Annotated in this window: 14 protein-coding genes; 6 read left to right on the plus strand and 8 right to left on the minus strand. The window is 67.9% G+C overall.

Features of this window, described 5'->3' with window-relative positions:
* Positions 1 to 114: 114 nt before the first annotated feature.
* From ACFSGX_RS09505 to ACFSGX_RS09515, 3 genes are read right to left on the minus strand one after another with little or no spacing between them, the layout of a single operon-like run.
* Positions 115 to 1431 carry an amidohydrolase family protein gene (locus tag ACFSGX_RS09505; RefSeq protein ID WP_380929391.1) on the minus strand — a complete coding sequence of 439 codons (1317 nt, stop codon included), beginning with the start codon at positions 1429 to 1431 and terminating at the stop codon, positions 115 to 117.
* Positions 1428 to 2861 carry an amidohydrolase gene (locus ACFSGX_RS09510; RefSeq protein ID WP_380929393.1) on the minus strand — a complete coding sequence of 478 codons (1434 nt, stop codon included), beginning with the start codon at positions 2859 to 2861 and terminating at the stop codon, positions 1428 to 1430. Before ACFSGX_RS09510 ends, ACFSGX_RS09505 begins: the two co-directional genes overlap by 4 nt.
* Entirely contained in the window at positions 2858 to 4447 is a 1590-nt protein-coding gene (locus ACFSGX_RS09515) for a peptide MFS transporter (protein WP_380929394.1), read from the minus strand. The genes ACFSGX_RS09510 and ACFSGX_RS09515 overlap by 4 nt, the downstream gene beginning before the upstream one ends.
* Positions 4448 to 4578: 131 nt before the next feature.
* Here ACFSGX_RS09515 and ACFSGX_RS09520 point away from each other — a divergent pair, with 131 nt between their 5' ends.
* Both ACFSGX_RS09520 and ACFSGX_RS09525 read left to right on the plus strand, forming a co-directional pair.
* Positions 4579 to 5151 (plus strand): nitroreductase family protein, encoded by a 573-nt coding sequence (locus tag ACFSGX_RS09520; protein ID WP_380929395.1) that lies wholly within the window; start codon positions 4579 to 4581, stop codon positions 5149 to 5151.
* A gap of 36 nt (positions 5152 to 5187) precedes the next feature.
* Positions 5188 to 5535 (plus strand): GntR family transcriptional regulator, encoded by a 348-nt coding sequence (locus ACFSGX_RS09525; RefSeq protein ID WP_380929397.1) that lies wholly within the window; start codon positions 5188 to 5190, stop codon positions 5533 to 5535.
* 175 nt (positions 5536 to 5710) lie between these two features.
* Here the strand turns inward: ACFSGX_RS09525 and ACFSGX_RS09530 are convergent, their stop codons facing one another.
* Complete coding sequence (locus tag ACFSGX_RS09530; RefSeq protein WP_380929398.1) at positions 5711 to 7429, minus strand: acyl-CoA dehydrogenase; 1719 nt, start codon at positions 7427 to 7429, stop codon at positions 5711 to 5713.
* Between the two features lie 54 nt (positions 7430 to 7483).
* Here ACFSGX_RS09530 and ACFSGX_RS09535 point away from each other — a divergent pair, with 54 nt between their 5' ends.
* Positions 7484 to 8443 (plus strand): L-threonylcarbamoyladenylate synthase, encoded by a 960-nt coding sequence (locus ACFSGX_RS09535; protein ID WP_380929399.1) that lies wholly within the window; start codon positions 7484 to 7486, stop codon positions 8441 to 8443.
* 126 nt (positions 8444 to 8569) lie between these two features.
* Here the strand turns inward: ACFSGX_RS09535 and msrA are convergent, their stop codons facing one another.
* The gene (gene msrA / locus ACFSGX_RS09540; RefSeq protein ID WP_380929400.1) at positions 8570 to 9121 is read right to left on the minus strand and encodes a peptide-methionine (S)-S-oxide reductase MsrA; all 552 of its coding nucleotides are present in this window, start codon (positions 9119 to 9121) and stop codon (positions 8570 to 8572) included.
* 114 nt (positions 9122 to 9235) lie between these two features.
* Here msrA and ACFSGX_RS09545 point away from each other — a divergent pair, with 114 nt between their 5' ends.
* Genes ACFSGX_RS09545 through wecC form a run of 3 tightly spaced genes read left to right on the plus strand, consistent with a single transcriptional unit; the run spans position 9236 to position 12701 of the window.
* Positions 9236 to 10234 carry an SDR family NAD(P)-dependent oxidoreductase gene (locus ACFSGX_RS09545; protein ID WP_380929402.1) on the plus strand — a complete coding sequence of 333 codons (999 nt, stop codon included), beginning with the start codon at positions 9236 to 9238 and terminating at the stop codon, positions 10232 to 10234.
* 57 nt (positions 10235 to 10291) lie between these two features.
* Positions 10292 to 11425, plus strand: a complete 1134-nt coding sequence (wecB, locus tag ACFSGX_RS09550; protein WP_380929404.1) for a non-hydrolyzing UDP-N-acetylglucosamine 2-epimerase — start codon at positions 10292 to 10294, stop codon at positions 11423 to 11425.
* Positions 11415 to 12701 (plus strand): UDP-N-acetyl-D-mannosamine dehydrogenase, encoded by a 1287-nt coding sequence (wecC, locus tag ACFSGX_RS09555; RefSeq protein ID WP_380929405.1) that lies wholly within the window; start codon positions 11415 to 11417, stop codon positions 12699 to 12701. Before wecB ends, wecC begins: the two co-directional genes overlap by 11 nt.
* 228 nt (positions 12702 to 12929) lie before the next feature.
* On the opposite strand, the gene alr is transcribed toward wecC, so the two are convergent.
* The 3 genes from alr to gcvPA all read right to left on the minus strand — a co-directional run bounded on the left by alr (position 12930) and on the right by gcvPA (position 17035).
* Positions 12930 to 13964: an alanine racemase gene (alr, locus tag ACFSGX_RS09560; protein ID WP_380929407.1), complete on the minus strand. Its 1035-nt coding sequence runs from the start codon at positions 13962 to 13964 to the stop codon at positions 12930 to 12932.
* A 141-nt stretch (positions 13965 to 14105) separates the two neighbouring features.
* Positions 14106 to 15671 (minus strand): aminomethyl-transferring glycine dehydrogenase subunit GcvPB, encoded by a 1566-nt coding sequence (gcvPB, locus tag ACFSGX_RS09565; protein ID WP_380929408.1) that lies wholly within the window; start codon positions 15669 to 15671, stop codon positions 14106 to 14108.
* On the minus strand, positions 15668 to 17035 hold the full coding sequence (gcvPA, locus tag ACFSGX_RS09570; protein WP_380929410.1) for an aminomethyl-transferring glycine dehydrogenase subunit GcvPA: 1368 nt from the start codon (positions 17033 to 17035) through the stop codon (positions 15668 to 15670). The genes gcvPB and gcvPA overlap by 4 nt, the downstream gene beginning before the upstream one ends.
* Between the last annotated feature and the right edge of the window lie 98 nt (positions 17036 to 17133).

Genomic DNA, 17133 nt, shown 5'->3' on the forward strand with positions numbered 1-17133 from the left:
GAAGCTGAAGAAAGGGATAGCCCGCAGGCTTGCGGCCCTGTCCAGTTTCAACCGTCATCCCGGCGAACGCCGGGATCTCCCTTCGGTCGGCATCAACCTGGTCACATACGTCACCTACCGCTCATAAGCCTTCGGCAACGCGCCCTCCTGCGGCACCGCGTACCGATCACGAAGCTTCGTCTGGCGGTTGACCAAAGACTGTTCCACCCCGTCGATCATCACCATCACCGGCGCGGACGACACCTCCAGCGGGTCACCGTCCCAGATCACGACATCCGCCCGCCGCCCCGGCCGCAGCGACCCGATCTCGCCGTCCAGCCCCAGCGCCGCTGCCGGGCCTGAACTGATCGTCGCGAACGCCCGGCCCCAGTCGAGCCCGGTCGCCCCCGGCACGCGCGTCAACGCCACCAGATTGCCGGCATATTGCTTGATCAGCCGCGCCTGTCGCGCCTCGTCGTCGTTGATCATGCCGATGCCGACGGTCACGCCCGCCGCCTGCAACCGGCCGATGTTGGACTGCGTCGCGGCCAGCGCCTCGAAACTCGCCGGCAGATCGGCGAGCGCGGACGCCAGCACCGTCACTCGGGCGGCGGCGATCTGCGGCGCCACCATCCAGCCCTCCGACGCACCGACCAGCACCAGCTTCAGCGACGGGAACTCGCGCACCAGGTCGAGCACCTGCACGATGTCCGACGCCCGCTCGACATGCACCAGCGTCGGCACGCGCCCCTCGACCATCGGCACCAGCGCCGCGGCGTCGAGCTTCGTCAGCATCCCGTCGGTGATCCGCCCGCCGGCCTGCCCCGGATTGCGCGCATAGCCGCGCGCTTCCTGCAACGCGTTGCGGAACATTGCGAACGCCGCCGGGCGGCTGCCGCCCGCGGTCGCCGCAGCACTCTCACCGAACTCGACGAACTGGAATGCGCGCGGCCGCATCACCGCATTCGGGTCCATGCCCAGGTCGATCACAGCGCCTTGGCCCGCGAAGATCGTCTTGCCCGTATCGGGTGCGACGACAGCGCGCGTGATCCCCTCCGCACGGTTGATCGCGATCGGCGTCTCGCGCGGGTTCACCGCCAGCGACACGTCGAGCGCCGCGGAGAAATCGGACTTGTCCGCCCCCGCGTCGTTCGTCTCGCGCACCCCGTCGACCTCGACGATGCCCAGCCGCGTAAAGCCTGCGACCAGCCCGGGCGACACCCACTTGCCCTGCGCATCGATCACGCGCGCGCCGCCCGGCACCGCAACGCCCCGCCCCGCGGCCGTCACGCGCCCGCCGCTGATCACGACCGTCCCGCCATCGACCGGACCGCCGCCATCGCCCACCACCAGCTTCGCGTTCGTAATCGCCACTATCTGGCCAGAAGGGGGGGTCTGCGCCGCCAGCGGCGTCGCGCCCAGCAGCGCCGCGATCAGAGCAAGCCGCTTCACTTCACGTCCCCTTCGCCCGGCTGGCCCAGTTCGAAATCCGACACCGGTCGCCGGCGCGGATCCATCGCATCGTACATCAGCGCCCCGTCGATCCAGACCTTTTCCGGCCTTGTGTAGACGCTCAGCGGATTGCCGTTCCACAGCACCACGTCCGCCATCTTGCCGGGTTTGAGACTCCCCGTCCGGTCCGCGATGCCCATCGCCCTGGCCGGATTGATCGACAGCCATTCCCACGCCACCTCGTCCGGGATCACGATCCCCATCCGCCGCCCATCGGCCAGCGTCTTGGCGACTTCCTGGTTCAGCCGCTGGATCCCGTTCGGATCATCCGAATGGATCATCGCGCACGCCCCCGCCTTCTGCAGCAGCGGCAGGTTCTCGTTGACGGCGTCATAGCCTTCCATCTTGAACCCGTACCAGTCGGCCCACACCGCGGCGCAGATCCCGTTCGCCTTCAACAGGTCGGCGATCTTGTACGCCTCGATCGCATGGTGGAACGCGGTCACCTTGTACCCGAATTCCTTCGACATATCGATCACCTGGGCCATCTCGTCGGCGCGGTAACAATGGTTCTGCACGGTGATCTCACCGTTCAGCACGCCCATCAGCGTCTCGTTGCGCAGGTTCCGGCCCGGCTGGTCCGCGGGCTTGGCGGTGCCGTCCTGCACCTTCTTCTCATACGCATCCCACTTGCGCTTATACTCGCTCGCGTCGATCCAGGTCTGGCGGTCGAGCGCCATGTTCCCCATCCGGGTCTGCGGCAACTGTCCCTTCGATCCGTAGACGCGCTTCGGATTCTCGCCGCACGCCATCTTCAAACTGTACGGCGCGCCCGGGAACTTCATCCCCTGCGCTGTGCGGGCATAAACGTTCTTCAACGTCACGCCCCGCCCGCCGAACAGGTTCGCCGACCCTGGCAAAATCTGCAACGTGGTCACCCCACCATTGGCCAGCGCGCGGCTGAACCCCGGGTCCTGCGGCCACACGCTATGTTCGGCCCACACCTCGGCGCGCACCGGCCCGGTCGCCTCGTTCCCGTCGGACAGCGCCTGCACCGACGGGCTCGGATAGTCGCCCAGATGGCTGTGAATATCGATGACGCCCGGCGTCACCCACTTGCCGCGCCCGTCGATCACGGTCGCCCCCGCGGGTGCCGCGATCGTCTGCCCGACCTCGACCACCTTGCCGTCCGCGAACAGGACCGATCCGTTGTCGATCCGCCCACCCTCGCCGTCATAGATGGTCACGTTCGTCACCAGCGTCGGCACGCCCGGATAGGCGCGATAGGTCGACGGATAGGGATCACGATCGAACGTCGGCTTGGCATCCCCCTTCGCCGGCGTCGCGGCGGACGCGCTCTTCACCGGCGGCGTCTGCGCGCACGCGTTCAGCGCCAGCGCGGCGCATGCCGTCATCCAGACCCGTTTCATGCCTTGTGTTCCCCCTCGGTACGCGTGCCCGCCGCGGCCGGTTCGGCGAGCGTATCCTGCCCCGCCAGCACCGGATCGCCCGCCTTCATCAGTTCCAGATGCATCAGCCGCACCACGAACGGCGCGATCAACAGGACGACGACGCCGATGACGATCGAAACCCAGCCGATCCGGCTATACACCTCCAGCACCCGCTCCGGCCCGACATTCTCGCCGCCGGTCGCCTGCGCGATCTGCCCGGCCAGGAAATTGCCCGCCGCGGTCGCCAGGAACCATGTGCCCATCATCAGGCCGACCATGCTGCTGACCGACAACCGCGTCATCGCCGCCAGCCCGACCGGCGAGAAGCAGAGCTCGGCCGCGGTGTGGAAGAAATACAGCAGCAGGATGAACATCGCCGGCGTCGGAGCACCTGGCGTCAGCGCCGCACCGAACACCAGCACCAGGAACCCCAGCCCGATCACGATCAGCCCGATGCCGAACTTGAACGGCGCACTCGGCTCCAGCCGCCGCCGGTCGAGGAACGTCCAGAGCGCGGCGAACACCGGCGCCATCAGGACGATGAAGATCGAATTGACCGACTGGAACAGCGACGCCGGGATCTCGTACCCGAACATCGACCGGTCGACCGCGCGGTCGGTATAGACGTTGAGCGACGACCCGGCCTGTTCGAACAACGCCCAGAACAGTGGGCACAGCGCGATCAGGAACAGCGCGCCGAACACCCGGTCACGCTCCACCTTGGGCAGCGTGAAGACCGCCCGGTACAGGATGAACCCGATCGTCGATGCCGCGAACACGACCAGCAACGTACCGACCACGCCCTGGCTCTGCAGCAACCACCACGCCACCGCGACCGCGGCGAACGCACCGAGGTAGATCGCCCACTCGCGCGACACGCCCACCGCGGTCCGCGCACGCAGCAGCACCGGCTCCGGCGGCTCGCCCACACCCATCAGGTCCTTGCGGAACAGCACGAACACCACGAGGCCGAGCAGCATCCCGACCCCGGCCGCGCCGAAGCCCCAGGACCAGCCGACCGTCTCGCCCAGCAGGCCGCAGATGATCGGCCCGCTCGCCCCGCCGATGTTGATCCCCATGTAGAAGATCGAAAAACCCGGATCGCGGCGCGCATCGCCGCGCGGATAAAGCTGCCCGACCAGCACCGAGATATTGGCCTTCAGAAACCCGGTCCCGACGATGATCGACGCCAGCCCCAGATAGAAGCCGTTCAGATATCCGCCCTGCGTCCCGACCGGTCCTTCCAGCAACCCGATCATCAGATGCCCGACCGCGATGAACAGCCCGCCGACCAGCACGGCCCGCCTTGCGCCCAGAAATTTGTCGGCCAGATACCCGCCGATCACCGGCGTGACATAGACCAGCGACGTATAGGCGCCGTAGATCCCGTAGGCCGGCTCGTCCCCGAACAGGAAATGCTTGGTCAGGTAGAAGATCAGCAGCGCGCGCATGCCGTAATAGGAAAAACGCTCCCACAATTCGGTGAAGAACAGCACGAACAGCCCGCGCGGATGGCCGAGGAACGTGGGCCCCTGCATCGCGGTCGGGGGGAAGGATGTGGCCATGGACAGAGCGGCTCCGCAGATGGGACAGGACGGGACGCGGCAGTGCCGGTCGGTTGGCGCGGAGACTAACGGACAAATTGCGCCAGGGAAGAAGATTGTTGCGTCGCAATGACACTGGTAGCAGGAGCAGCATGTTCAACGACCCATCCAGCGCCACCGCGCTCCTCGCCACGCGCCGCTCCGGCAAGCCACGCGACATGGTCGCCCCCGGCCCCGATGCAGGCCAGCTCGCCCGGATCCTGGCCACCGCGATCCGCACGCCCGACCACGGCAAGCTCGCCCCCTGGCGGATCGTCGTGATCGACCAGGATCGCCGCGCCGCCTTCGCGGACCTGCTGCGCACCGCCTATCTCGCCCAGAAACCGACCGCGAGCGCGAAGGAACTCGAGGCCGCGGACCAGTTCGCACACCAGGCCCCGACGCTCGTCGTCGTGCTGTCCGCGCCCGTCCTCGGCAAAATCGAGCTTTGGGAGCAGGAACTGTCCGCCGGCGCGGTCTGCATGAACATGCTCGCCGCCACCCATGCCGCGGGCTTCGTCGGCGGCTGGCTGACCACCTGGGCGGCATATTCCGACATGGTCCGCGATGCGCTGGGCGGCGGGCCGGACGACCGGATCGCCGGTTTCATGTTCATCGGCACGCCCTCGCGCCCGCTCGACGAACGACCGCGGCCGGCATTCGACAGCGTTGTCACACGCTGGTGATCTTGACCGTTCCACCGTGTTAGTACAGTGTGGCGCATGGCCGAACAGGATCGCCCCGTCTATCTGCGGCTACGGGACCGCATCTCCGATTCCATCCTCGACGGCCGCTACCGCGACGGTGATCCGCTCCCCTCGGTCCGCGCCTTCGCCGCCGACCAGGGCGCCAACCCGCTGACCGTCGCCAAGGCATATCAAAGCTTCCAGGAAGACGGCCTCGTCACCGTCCGCCGCGGCGTCGGCATGTTCGTCGCCGACGGCGCCACCGAACGCCTTCGCCGCACCGAACGCCAGCTCTTCCTCGACCAGGAATGGCCCCAAATCACCGCCCGCATCCGCCGGTTGCGATTGGACGCGAACGACCTGCTGGCGAAAGTCGAGGCCTAACCACGCACAACAGAAAGCCCCTCTCCTTTAGGGGAGGGGTTGGGGTGGGGCTGACCTCTTCAAAACCGCCACGTTGGAGGGGAGGCAACGAAGCCCCCACCCCAACCCCTCCCCTGAAGGAGAGGGGCTAAGAAGAAAGCCAACAGAGCCCCCTCCCTTCCAAGGGAGGGCAGTACTAGGCCACCAACTCCTCAACCCCCACCGCATACAACCCAGCCGCGCCAGACAGCGCCCCCGCGCTCAACCCAGCCGCCTCGGGCACCAACCGATCCAGATAAAACCGCACCACAGCCCGCTTCATCCGCGCAAACCCGTCGTCCCCGACCGCGGCTCGCCCCTGCCGCGCCATCAGCCACCCCGCCGTCGCGACCGACAGCATCGTGAGGAACGGATAACTTCCCGCCAACCGGTCATCCCCATCCCCGGTCCGCAGCGCCTCAGCCACCCGCTCCACCGAATCGACCAGGACCATCAACCCGGCCTCGTCCGAAGCCTCCCCGCGGATCTCGGCCAGCAACGCCGCCAGCCCAGCGCCAGCATCCCCGGTCAGCTTCCGCCCGACCAGATCCGCCGCCTGGATCCCGTTCGTCCCCTCATAGATCGGCGCGATCCGCGCATCGCGGTAATGCTGCGCCGCTCCGGTCTCCTCGATGAACCCCATGCCACCATGCACCTGGATGCCGATCCCGCTCACCTCGACGCCCACGTCGGTGCCGTACGCCTTCACCAGCGGCGTCATCAGGTCGACCCGCACCCGCGCCGCCGCATCACCCTGATGCGCGCGGTCCACCTGCCCCGCCGCGTGATAGCACAGCGCTCGCGCCCCCTGCGTCAGCGCCTTCATCCGCAGCAGCATGCGCCGCACGTCGGGATGCTCGACGATCGCCACCGACTCGCGCGATGCCGCCCCGGCGCGCGCCGACTGCACGCGCCCCGTGGCGTAATCGACCGCCGCCTGCGTCGCGCGCTCGGCGATTTCGACGCCCTGCAGCCCGACGTTCAGCCGCGCATTGTTCATCATCGTGAACATCGCGCGCATCCCGCCATGCTCCGGCCCGACGATCTCGCCGATGCAGTCGTCGCGGTCCCCAAACGACATCACGCAGGTCGGCGACGCGTGCAGCCCCATCTTGTGCTCGATCGACACGCACCGCACGTCGTTCGCCGCCCCGATCGCGCCGTCCGCGCAGACCCGGAACCGCGGCACCACGAACAGCGAGATCCCGCGCGTCCCCGCCGGCGCACCCGGCGTCCGCGCCAGCACGAGGTGAATGATATTCTCCGCCAGATCATGCTCGCCGTAGCTGATGTAGATCTTGGTTCCCTTGATCCGGTACGTCCCGTCGGCCTGCGGCGTCGCGGTGGTGCGGAGCGCGCCGACGTCCGACCCGGCCTGCGGCTCGGTCAGGTTCATCGTGCCGGTCCACTCGCCGGTCACCAGCTTGGGCAGGTACATCGTTTGCTGTTCCACGCTGCCATGCGCCGAGATCGCCTCGATCGCCCCGACCGTCAGCGTCGGGCACAGCGCGAACGACAGGTTCGCGGTCCCGAGACTTTCCAGCACCGCCGTCGCCACGGAGAACGGCAGCCCCTGCCCGCCCAGCGCGACATCCGCGTCGATCGTCCCCCAACCCCCTGCGACATAGTCGTGATACGCCGCGACATAACCCGGCGGCATCATCACCCCCGCCTCGGTCCGCCGCGCGCCGATCGTATCGCCGACCCGGTTGAGCGGCGCGAACGCCCCCTCCGCAAATGACGCCGCCCCCTCCAGCACGGCGTCCACCATGTCCGGCGTCGCATCGGCAAAGGCCGGCATCGCCGCCAGCGCATTGATGCCGGCCACATGCTGCAACAGGAAACGCTGTTCGGCGACGGGAACGGCAAACGGCATCACGATCTCCTCACGGGCTTTCACAGCCCTTTGGTGTCGCTATAGCGTTGCCCGGTGACCGTTCCAAACCCGCCAAAACGCCCAACCATCCGCCCCTACGGCAGCGCCGCGATCGTCGAGGCTGCGGCGCTGATCCGCGCCGGCGAACCGGTCGCGATCGCTACCGAGACAGTCTACGGCCTCGCCGCCGACGCCACGCGCGGCGAATCGGTCGCGGCGATCTACGCCGCCAAGGGCCGCCCCTCGTTCAACCCACTGATCGTCCACGTCCTGGACCTCGCCGCAGCCGAACGGATCGCCGAGTTCGACCCACTGGCACACGTTCTAGCCAAGGCATTCTGGCCCGGCCCCCTGACGCTCGTCCTGCCGCTCCGACCGAACAGCGGCATCGCCTCGCTGGTCACCGCCGGCCTCCCGACCATCGCGATCCGCGTCCCCGCACACCCCGCCATGCGCGCGCTTCTCGCCGCCACCGCCGTGCCCCTTGCCGCCCCCAGCGCCAACGCCAGCGGCAGCATCAGCCCAACCCGCGCCGCCCACGTTGCGCAAAGCCTCGCCGACCGCATCCCGCTCGTCATAGATGCCGGCCCGACCGCGCTGGGCCTCGAATCCACCATTGTCGCCGTCACGGACGACACGCTCCGCCTACTCCGCCCCGGCCCCATCACGACGGAAATGCTGCGCGAGGTCACCGGCCTCACCCCGCTGACGACCGCCTCGGACAAGATCGAAGCCCCCGGCCAACTCGCCAGCCACTACGCCCCTTCGCTCCCGATCCGCCTGAACGCCGAAACCGCGACGCCCGAAGAATGGCACATCGGCTTCGGCTCGATCGCCGGAGACCGCTCGCTCTCACCCGAAGGCGACCCCATAGGCGCTGCGGCGAACCTGTTCGAAGCACTCCACCGAGCCGACGCCTCCGGCCGCAACGCCATCGCCGTTGCCCCGATTCCACACGACGGACTAGGGGCCGCGATAAACGACCGGCTTGCGCGCGCTGCCGCGCCGCAGTGATCACATCACCTAATATCAATTCCCCAACCCCGTTTGGTTCGAGCTTGTCGAGAACTCAGCGCTGAGTTCTCGACAAGCTCGAACCAAACGGAACGGGGGCTGGCTTAGATTAAGCGGAGCCGGACCTCACGCGTCCGCGCTAACCCCATCCTTCAGCCGCTCCGAATACGCCTTCCGGAACTTGCGCAGCTTCGGCGCGACGATCGCCATGCAGTAGCCGTTCTTGCTGCCCTCGCGCTCGAAATACTCCTGGTGGTAATCCTCCGCCGGATACCATTTCGACAGCGGCTCGATCGTCGTCACGATCGGCTTGTCCGACTGCACCTGCGCCTGCTCGATCGCCGCACGGGCCTCCGCCTCTTGGCGCTCGTCATGCGGGAAGATCGCCGAGCGATACTGCGTCCCGATGTCGTTCCCCTGCCGGTTCAGCTGGGTCGCGTCATGCACGTGGAAGAAGATCTCGAGCACGTCGGAGAAGGTGATCAGCTCGTTGTCGAACACGATCCGGATCGCCTCGGCATGGCCGGTATTCCCGTCGCACACCTGGCGGTAGTTCGGGTTCTCGACATGCCCGCCGATATAGCCGCTCTCCACCGACTCGACCCCGACCAGGTCGTCGAACACGGCTTCCACGCACCAGAAGCATCCGGCGGCGATCGTTGCGGTTTCCTGGGTCATGCTTGATGCCTCGCTAGTCATTCGTTGATGTTAAAATGGGATGCCACCCGGCGGATGCAATCGGCTAGGTCGGGCCAACACGTTCGCGATCCGCCTTACGAAGGGAACCGCCCCATGACCGTCCTCGTCACCGGCGCCGCCGGCTTCATCGGCTTCCACGTCGCCGCCCGGCTGCTGGCGGACGGCCACCGCGTGCTCGGGATCGACAACCTCAACGCTTACTATCCTGTCAGTCTCAAGCGCGACCGCCTCGCGGCCCTCCACGCCGACCACCCAGACGCTTTCACCTTCGCCGAGGCCGACTTCGCCGACCACGCCGCGCTCGACCAGGCCGTCGGCACAACCGAGCTCAGCGCCATCGTCCACCTCGGCGCGCAGGCCGGCGTGCGCTACTCGCTCGAAAACCCGCGGGCCTATGTCCAGTCCAACCTCGTCGGCCACGTCAACATGCTCGAACTCGCGCGCCACCGCGCGGTCGCCAACATGCTCTACGCCTCGTCCTCCTCGGTCTACGGCGGCAACGCCGCGCTCCCGTTCCGGGTCGAGGACCGCGCCGACCGCCCCGTCTCGCTCTACGCCGCGACGAAGCGCGCCGACGAACTGCTGTCCGAAAGCTACGCCCACCTCTACCGCATCCCCCTCACCGGCCTGCGCTTCTTCACGGTCTACGGTCCCTGGGGCCGCCCCGACATGGCGCTCTGGCTGTTCACCAGCGCGATCCTGGAGGGCCGCGCGATCGACGTCTTCAACGGCGGCGCGATGCGGCGCGACTTCACCTACATCGACGATATCGTGGACGGCATCCTCGCCTGCCTGGCCACCCCCGCCCCGGACGACGGCGCGGAAAAACCGGGCGGCAGCATCGGCCCCCACCGCATCTACAACATCGGCAACAACCGGTCGGAGGAACTCGGCCGGCTGATCGACCTGATCGAACGGGCCTGCGACCGCCCCGCGATCCGTAACCTTCGCCCGATGCAGCCCGGCGACGTCCGCGACACCTATGCCGACATCACCGCCATTCAGCGCGACCTCGGCTACGCCCCCCGCACCACGATCGACGAAGGCGTGCCGCAGTTCGTCGAGTGGTACCGCGCCTACACCGGTATCTGAGGCGACCCGAACAACACGTTAGGAGAAACCTTACCCGATCCACGCTACACAGCCGGCATGACCACCGCACGCCCCGCCCGAATCCTGCTCGTGTTCGGCACCCGGCCCGAAGCGATCAAGATGTTCCCGATCGTCCACGCACTGAAGGCGATGCCCGGCCTCGAAACGCTCGTCTGCGTCACGGCGCAGCATCGCGGCCTGCTCGATCAGGTCCTGTCGATCGGCAATGTCGTGCCCGATATCGACCTCGACATCATGGCCCCGGACCAGAGCCTCGACCAGCTCACCGCCCGCCTCCTGACCGAACTCGGCCGCGTCTATGACGAGGTCCGCCCCGACCGCGTCGTGGTGCAGGGCGACACTGCCACCGCGATGGTCGGCGCACTCGCCGCCTACTATCGAAAGATCCCGGTCGGCCATGTCGAGGCGGGCTTACGTTCCGGCGACATCCACCACCCCTGGCCGGAGGAGGTGAACCGCCGCATCGTCGCCACCATCGCCGACCTCCACTTCGCCCCGACCGACACCGCCGCCGCCGCGCTGATCGCCGAGCGGATCGATCCGAAGACCGTCCACATGACCGGCAATTCGGTGATCGACGCGCTCCACGCCACCCGCGCGCGGATCGCCGCCGAACCGGCACTCGCCGCCGGCCTCGACGCGCTTGCCGAGCGGTTCGCGGGCAAGCGCATCATCGCCGTCACCACCCACCGCCGCGAGAATTTCGGCGGCGGCATGGACGCGATCGCCCGCGCAGTCGCGCGCATCGCGGATCGCCCCGACGTCGCGATCGTCTTCCCCGTCCACCCCAACCCCGCCGTCCGCCGCGCGATGGACCCGATCCTCGGCACACGCGACAATGTCGCGATGATCGACCCGCTCGATTATCCGCACTTCGTCCGGCTTCTCGGAATGGCCGATCTCGTCCTGACCGACAGCGGCGGCGTGCAGGAAGAAGCCCCCGCGCTCGGCAAGCCCGTGCTCGTCATGCGCGAGACGACCGAGCGTCCCGAAGGGATCATCGCCGGCACCGCGCGGCTGGTCGGCACGGACGAGGATCGCATTGTCGCCGAAACGCTCCGCCTGCTCGACGATCCCGCCGCGCACGCCGCCATGGCACAAGCCCACAACCCGTTCGGGGACGGCCACACCGCCCCCCGGATCGCAAGGATCATCGCCGATGCCGTCTGATACGCCGCCCACCGTCTCCGTCATCGGCCTCGGCTATATCGGCCTGCCCACCGCCGCGATCGTCGCGCGCTCGGGCTGCCACGTGCTCGGCATCGACGTCACGCCGCACGTCGTCGACACCGTCAATTCCGGCCACGTCCATATCGAGGAACTCGATCTCGACGCACTGGTCCAGGCGGTCGTCGCGCGCGGCACGCTCCGCGCCTCGCTCACGGTCGAACCCGCCGACGTCTTCGTCATCGCGGTGCCTACGCCGTTCAAGGACGATCACGCGCCCGATACCCGCTTCGTGCTCGACGCCGCGCGCACCATCGCGCCCGTGCTGAAGGTCGGCGACACGATCATCCTCGAATCGACCTCCCCCGTCGGCACGACCGAGCAGCTCCGCGACCTGATCGCCGAGCTGCGCCCCGACCTGCGCGTCCCCGGCCGCGGCGGCGACGGCGTCGACCTGTCGATCGCCTATTGCCCCGAACGCGTCCTCCCCGGCCGCATCCTGCACGAACTGGTCGTCAACGATCGCTGCATCGGCGGCATCACCCCACGTTGCGCGCGCAAGGCGATGGCGTTCTACCGCCGCTTCGTCCGCGGCCAGTGCATCACCACCAGCGCGCGCGTCGCCGAAATGGTGAAGCTCACCGAAAACGCGTTCCGCGACGTCAACATCGCGTTCGCCAACGAACTGTCGATCGTGGCCGACACGATGCAGCTCGACGTGTGGGAGGTCATCCGCCTCGCCAACCTCCACCCGCGTGTCAACATCCTGTCGCCCGGCCCCGGCGTCGGCGGCCACTGCATCGCGGTCGACCCGTGGTTCATCGTCCACAGCGACCCGGATAACACCCCGCTCATCCGAACCGCACGCGAGGTAAACGACCGCAAGTCCGACCATGTCGTCGAACGCGCCAGCGCCCTGCTCGCCGCGATGCCCGACGTGCCGGTCGCCTGCCTCGGCCTCGCGTTCAAGGCGAACATCGACGACTTCCGCGAAAGCCCCGCGGTCAAGGTCGCCGCCACCCTCGCGCAAAAGCACGGCGACCGCATCCGCGTCGTCGAACCCTATGCCAGCGCACTCCCCGCCGCCTTCGACGGCACCGGCGCCGAACTGACCGACATCGACACCGCGATCGAAACCTGCCCGATCTTCATCGTCCTGGTCGACCACGACATCTTCCGCTCCGTCCCCTTGAGCGAACGCGCCACCAAACTCGTCTACGACACCCGCGGCATCTGGCCCGACCAGCCCGTGACGATCGACGGCGGGGCGAGGGCGTAAGCCCCAACCGCTAACGCCCAATCAGTTCCCCGGCGAAGGCCGGGGCCTAGACGCAACCCCTTCCCCACGAGCGTCCCGGACTTGATCCGGGACCCAGGGTCGCGGGCGCAGCGCCTCAGGTTGGGTATCCCGCCAGTCGGGACGGCATAAGAAGAGGGCCAAGAACGGCCCCACCTAGGCCCCGGCCTCCGCCTGGGAACGACTGGACCTCAGCCCGTTACCAAAGCCTCAAACCCAATCCCGCGCATATCGCCGCCCAAGCCCGGTCAACAGCTCATACTGCGAAACCCCCGTCACCGCAGACGCAGTCGGCAGATAATACTCCAGCCCGACCCAATCCCCCTCGACCACATCGCACCCGGTCACATCCACCGCGACCAAGTCCATCGAAACCCGCCCGATCAACGGCCGAACCTCGCCCCCGACGATAGCAGTCCCGACCCCGGCAAAAGCCCGCCGATACCCATCCGCATAACCGATGTTCAAAGTCGCCACCTGCATCGGCCCCGAGGCGATGAAGTCCGCCCCATAACCCACAGCATCGCCGGCCTCGACCGCGCGAACCTGCAACACCTCCGCCGACAACCCGACGACCGGCGATGGTTCAGCCCCCGGCCCCGGCTCCCCGCCGTAAAGCCCGATCCCTGGCCGCGTCAGATCAAACCGATACGCCGCCCCCAGACAAATCCCGGCCGAGTTCGACAAACTGTACCGCTCCGCCGCAACCACCCCGGTCAACGCCGCAAACCGCTCCGCCTGCACCGCATTCAGCGGATGCTCCGGCGTATCGGCGCACGCCAGATGGCTCATCAACGTCGCGATCCGCAGCCCGTCGACGATCTCCGACCCGGCCTCCGCCGGCGAAAGCCCCAGCCGGTTCATCCCCGTATCGACCATCAGGTCGCACGGCCGGTACCCCGCCGCCGCCTTCCACCGCGCGACCATCCCGGGCGTGTTCAAAACCGGCCGCACCCGCCCGGCCAACGCCCGCGGCAGATCCGCCTCGCGCAACCCGTGCAGCACCGACAGCGACAGTCCGTCGTCCAGCGGCCCCAGCGCCTCCGCCTCGTCCCAACTCGACACGAAAAAGTCGCGGCACCCCGACGCCGCCAGCCGCGCCACAACCTCGCGCGCGCCCATTCCGTAGCCGTTCGCCTTGACCGCAGCCCCGCAAGCGGCCGTCTCCGACCGCGCGGCATACCACCGCCAGTTCGCCACCAGCGCGGCACCATCGATCGTCAGGCGAAGGGGGGAAGTGTTCACGCGCGACGACCCAACTTACTTATGCAACCAACACACGCCCCCAAACCCGTTTGGTTCGAGCCTGTCGAGAACTCAGCGCTGAGTTCTCGACAGGCTCGAACCAAACGGGGTTCGGAAGCCACCGCCACTGCCGGAAACCTGTTACTCGGCCGCCTCGGCAATCACCTCAGGCTCCCGCCACACCAGCACCGGCTTCCGCGCAGCCCCGGTTTCGTCCAGCCGCCGCCGCGGTGCGAACACCGGCGCCGCCTTCAGCACCGGATCGCCCGCCCGCGCGCGTTCCGCAACGGATCGCAGCGCGCCGACGAACTGGTCGATCGCCCGCCGGCTCTCGGTCTCGGTCGGCTCGACCAGCATCGCGCCGTGCACCACCAGCGGGAAGTACATCGTCATCGGGTGGAATCCCTCGTCGATCAGCCCCTTGGCGACGTCCAGCGTCGTGAACCCCTCGGCGAACCCATCGTCGGAGAACAGCGCCTCGTGCATGCACGGCCCCGTCCCCGCGAACGGCGCGTCGAGCACATCTTCCAGCGACCGCAGGATATAGTTCGCATTCAGCACCGCATCCTCGGATACCTGCCGCAACCCGTCCGCCCCATGGCTCAAGATATACGCTAGTGCGCGGCTGAACATGCCCATCTGCCCATGGAACGCCACCATCCGGCCGAACGTGCCGGCGTGATGCTCGCCCGCCGTCTCTTCCTCGACCAGGTGATAGTTCGCGCCGTCCTTCTCCACGAACGGCAGCGGCGCGAACGGCGCGAGTGCCGCGGAGAACACCACCGGCCCCGACCCCGGACCACCGCCACCATGCGGCGTGGAAAAGGTCTTGTGCAGGTTGATGTGCATCGCATCGATGCCGAGATCGCCCGGCCGCACGCGTCCGACGATGGCGTTGAAATTCGCCCCGTCGCAATACACCAGCCCGCCGGCCTCGTGCACCGCGTCGGAAATCGCCGCCATGTCGCGCTCGAACAGACCGCAGGTGTTAGGATTGGTGATCATCACCCCCGCCACGTCCGGCCCGAGCCGCGCCTTCAGCGCCTCCAGATCGACGCGCCCCTCCGCGTCGGCTGGGATATTCTCCACCGCATAGCCGCAGAACGCCGCCGTCGCCGGGTTCGTCCCGTGCGCGCTCTCCGGCACCAGCACCACTTGCCGCGCATCGCCGCGCGCCTCCAGCGCGGAGCGGATCGCCAGCAACCCGCACAGCTCGCCATGCGCGCCCGCCTTCGGGCTCATCGCCACCGCCGGCATGCCGGTCAGCGTCTTCAGCCACTCGCCGAGTTCGTAGATCAGCGCGAACGCACCCTGGACGGTCTCGACCGGCTGCAACGGGTGAATGTCGGCAAAGCCCGGCAACCGCGCCATCTTCTCGTTCAGCCGCGGGTTGTGCTTCATCGTGCAAGATCCGAGCGGGAAGAACCCCAGGTCGATCCCGTAATTCTGCCGGCTCAGCCGCGTATAATGCCGCACGGCCTCCGGTTCCGACAGGCCGTACAGCCCGATCGGCGCCGCACGCTCCAGCCCGCCCAGCCGCGACGCGACCTTCGGCGCCGGCGCGATGTCGACGCCGGTCCGGTCGGTCCCGCCGACCTCGAACAGCAACGCTTCTTCGAGCATCAGCGCACGGTTGCCCGTGAACGTCTTGAACTCACCCTCGGTCCCGCCGGTTTCCGGCCGGGTCACACGTCCTTCGCGGTTCATCGCAGGGCCTCCTCAAGCGCATCGGCAAGTTCGGTCACGTCGTCCTCGTCCACCGTCTCGGTCACCGCCACGACCAGCCCGTTGGCCAGCGCATCGACACCCGGATACAGCCGCCCGAGCGATACGCCGCCGAGGATCCCGTCATCGGCCAGCGCCCGAATCACCGGCCGCGCTTCCTTCGACAGATTCAGCGTGAATTCATTGAAGAACGGCCCGCTGATCAGCTCGACGCCCGGCACCTTTGCCAGCCGATCCGCCGCCTGCACCGCATTGGCGTGGTTCAGCGCCGCCAGATCGCGCAAGCCACGCTCACCCAGCAGACTCATGTGGATCGTGAACGCCAGCGCGCAAAGCCCCGAGTTCGTGCAGATGTTCGAAGTCGCCTTCTCGCGGCGGATATGCTGCTCGCGTGTCGACAGCGTCAGCACGAACCCGCGCTTGCCGTCTGCATCGACCGTCTCGCCGGCCAGCCGCCCCGGCATCTGCCGCACATATTTGTCGCGCGTCGCGAACAGGCCGACATAGGGCCCGCCGAAGTTCAGCCCGACGCCGATCGACTGGCCTTCGCCCACCACGATGTCCGCGCCCATCTCGCCCGGCGATCGGATCGCGCCCAGCGCCACCGGTTCGGTCACCACCGCGATCAGCAGCGCGCCCTTGGCATGGCACCGCGCCGCCAGTTCGGACAGGTCGGCCACATGCCCCAGGATGTTCGGGTTCTGCACGACGACGCAGCTGACGTCGCCGTCCACCGCCGCCAGCAACCGCGCCATGTCATCGCCCGGCGCGCCCTCGGTCAGCTCCGGCACGGCCGTATCGAGCACATCGCCCGTGAACCGCGCCATCGTGGTGCAGACCGAAACATAATGCGGGTGCAGCCCGGCGGACAGCACCGCGCGCCCACGCCGCGTGATCCGCCGCGCCATGACGATCGCTTCCCAGCACGCGGTCGACCCATCGTACATCGACGCATTGGCGACGTCGCAGCCGTAGAGCCGCGCGACCTGCGTCTGGAATTCGAACAGCGCCTGCACCGTTCCCTGAGCAATCTCCGGCTGATACGGCGTGTAGCTCGTCAGGAACTCACCACGCTGGATCAGGTGATCGACGCTGGCCGGCACATGATGGCGATACGCGCCGCAGCCGAGGAAGAACGGTGCATCGCCCGCCGCCAGGTTCCGCCCCGCCATGCGCGACAGCTTGCGCTCCACCGCCAGCTCCGACGCATGCATCGGCAGCCCTTCGATCGGCCCGTCGAGCCGCGCATGTTCGGGCACGTCGACGAACAGGTCGTCGATCGTTTTGGCCCCCACGACGGCAAGCATGTCCGCCCGGTCGGCATCGGTCAGCGGTAGGTAACGCATGAGGTCAGTTTCCCATGTTGGGGAGGATCACACCCCACCCCGTTCGGTTCGAGCCTGTCGAGAACTCAGCGCAGGGTTCTCGACAGGCTCGAACCGAA

This window comes from Sphingomonas arantia (assembly GCF_042682045.1).
Taxonomy (GTDB): Bacteria; Pseudomonadota; Alphaproteobacteria; order Sphingomonadales; family Sphingomonadaceae; genus Sphingomonas_R; species Sphingomonas_R arantia.

What these genes read in the sequence shown, in the direction of transcription:
- ACFSGX_RS09510 (WP_380929393.1), bottom strand. Translation starts at nt 2,861, where the DNA reads ATGAAACGGGTCTGGATGACGGCATGCGCCGCGCTGGCGCTGAACGCG.
- ACFSGX_RS09515 (WP_380929394.1), bottom strand. Translation starts at nt 4,447, where the DNA reads ATGGCCACATCCTTCCCCCCGACCGCGATGCAGGGGCCCACGTTCCTC.
- ACFSGX_RS09520 (WP_380929395.1), top strand. Translation starts at nt 4,579, where the DNA reads ATGTTCAACGACCCATCCAGCGCCACCGCGCTCCTCGCCACGCGCCGC.
- ACFSGX_RS09525 (WP_380929397.1), top strand. Translation starts at nt 5,188, where the DNA reads ATGGCCGAACAGGATCGCCCCGTCTATCTGCGGCTACGGGACCGCATC.
- ACFSGX_RS09530 (WP_380929398.1), bottom strand. Translation starts at nt 7,429, where the DNA reads ATGCCGTTTGCCGTTCCCGTCGCCGAACAGCGTTTCCTGTTGCAGCAT.
- msrA (WP_380929400.1), bottom strand. Translation starts at nt 9,121, where the DNA reads ATGACCCAGGAAACCGCAACGATCGCCGCCGGATGCTTCTGGTGCGTG.
- ACFSGX_RS09545 (WP_380929402.1), top strand. Translation starts at nt 9,236, where the DNA reads ATGACCGTCCTCGTCACCGGCGCCGCCGGCTTCATCGGCTTCCACGTC.
- wecB (WP_380929404.1), top strand. Translation starts at nt 10,292, where the DNA reads ATGACCACCGCACGCCCCGCCCGAATCCTGCTCGTGTTCGGCACCCGG.
- wecC (WP_380929405.1), top strand. Translation starts at nt 11,415, where the DNA reads ATGCCGTCTGATACGCCGCCCACCGTCTCCGTCATCGGCCTCGGCTAT.
- gcvPB (WP_380929408.1), bottom strand. Translation starts at nt 15,671, where the DNA reads ATGAACCGCGAAGGACGTGTGACCCGGCCGGAAACCGGCGGGACCGAG.
- gcvPA (WP_380929410.1), bottom strand. Translation starts at nt 17,035, where the DNA reads ATGCGTTACCTACCGCTGACCGATGCCGACCGGGCGGACATGCTTGCC.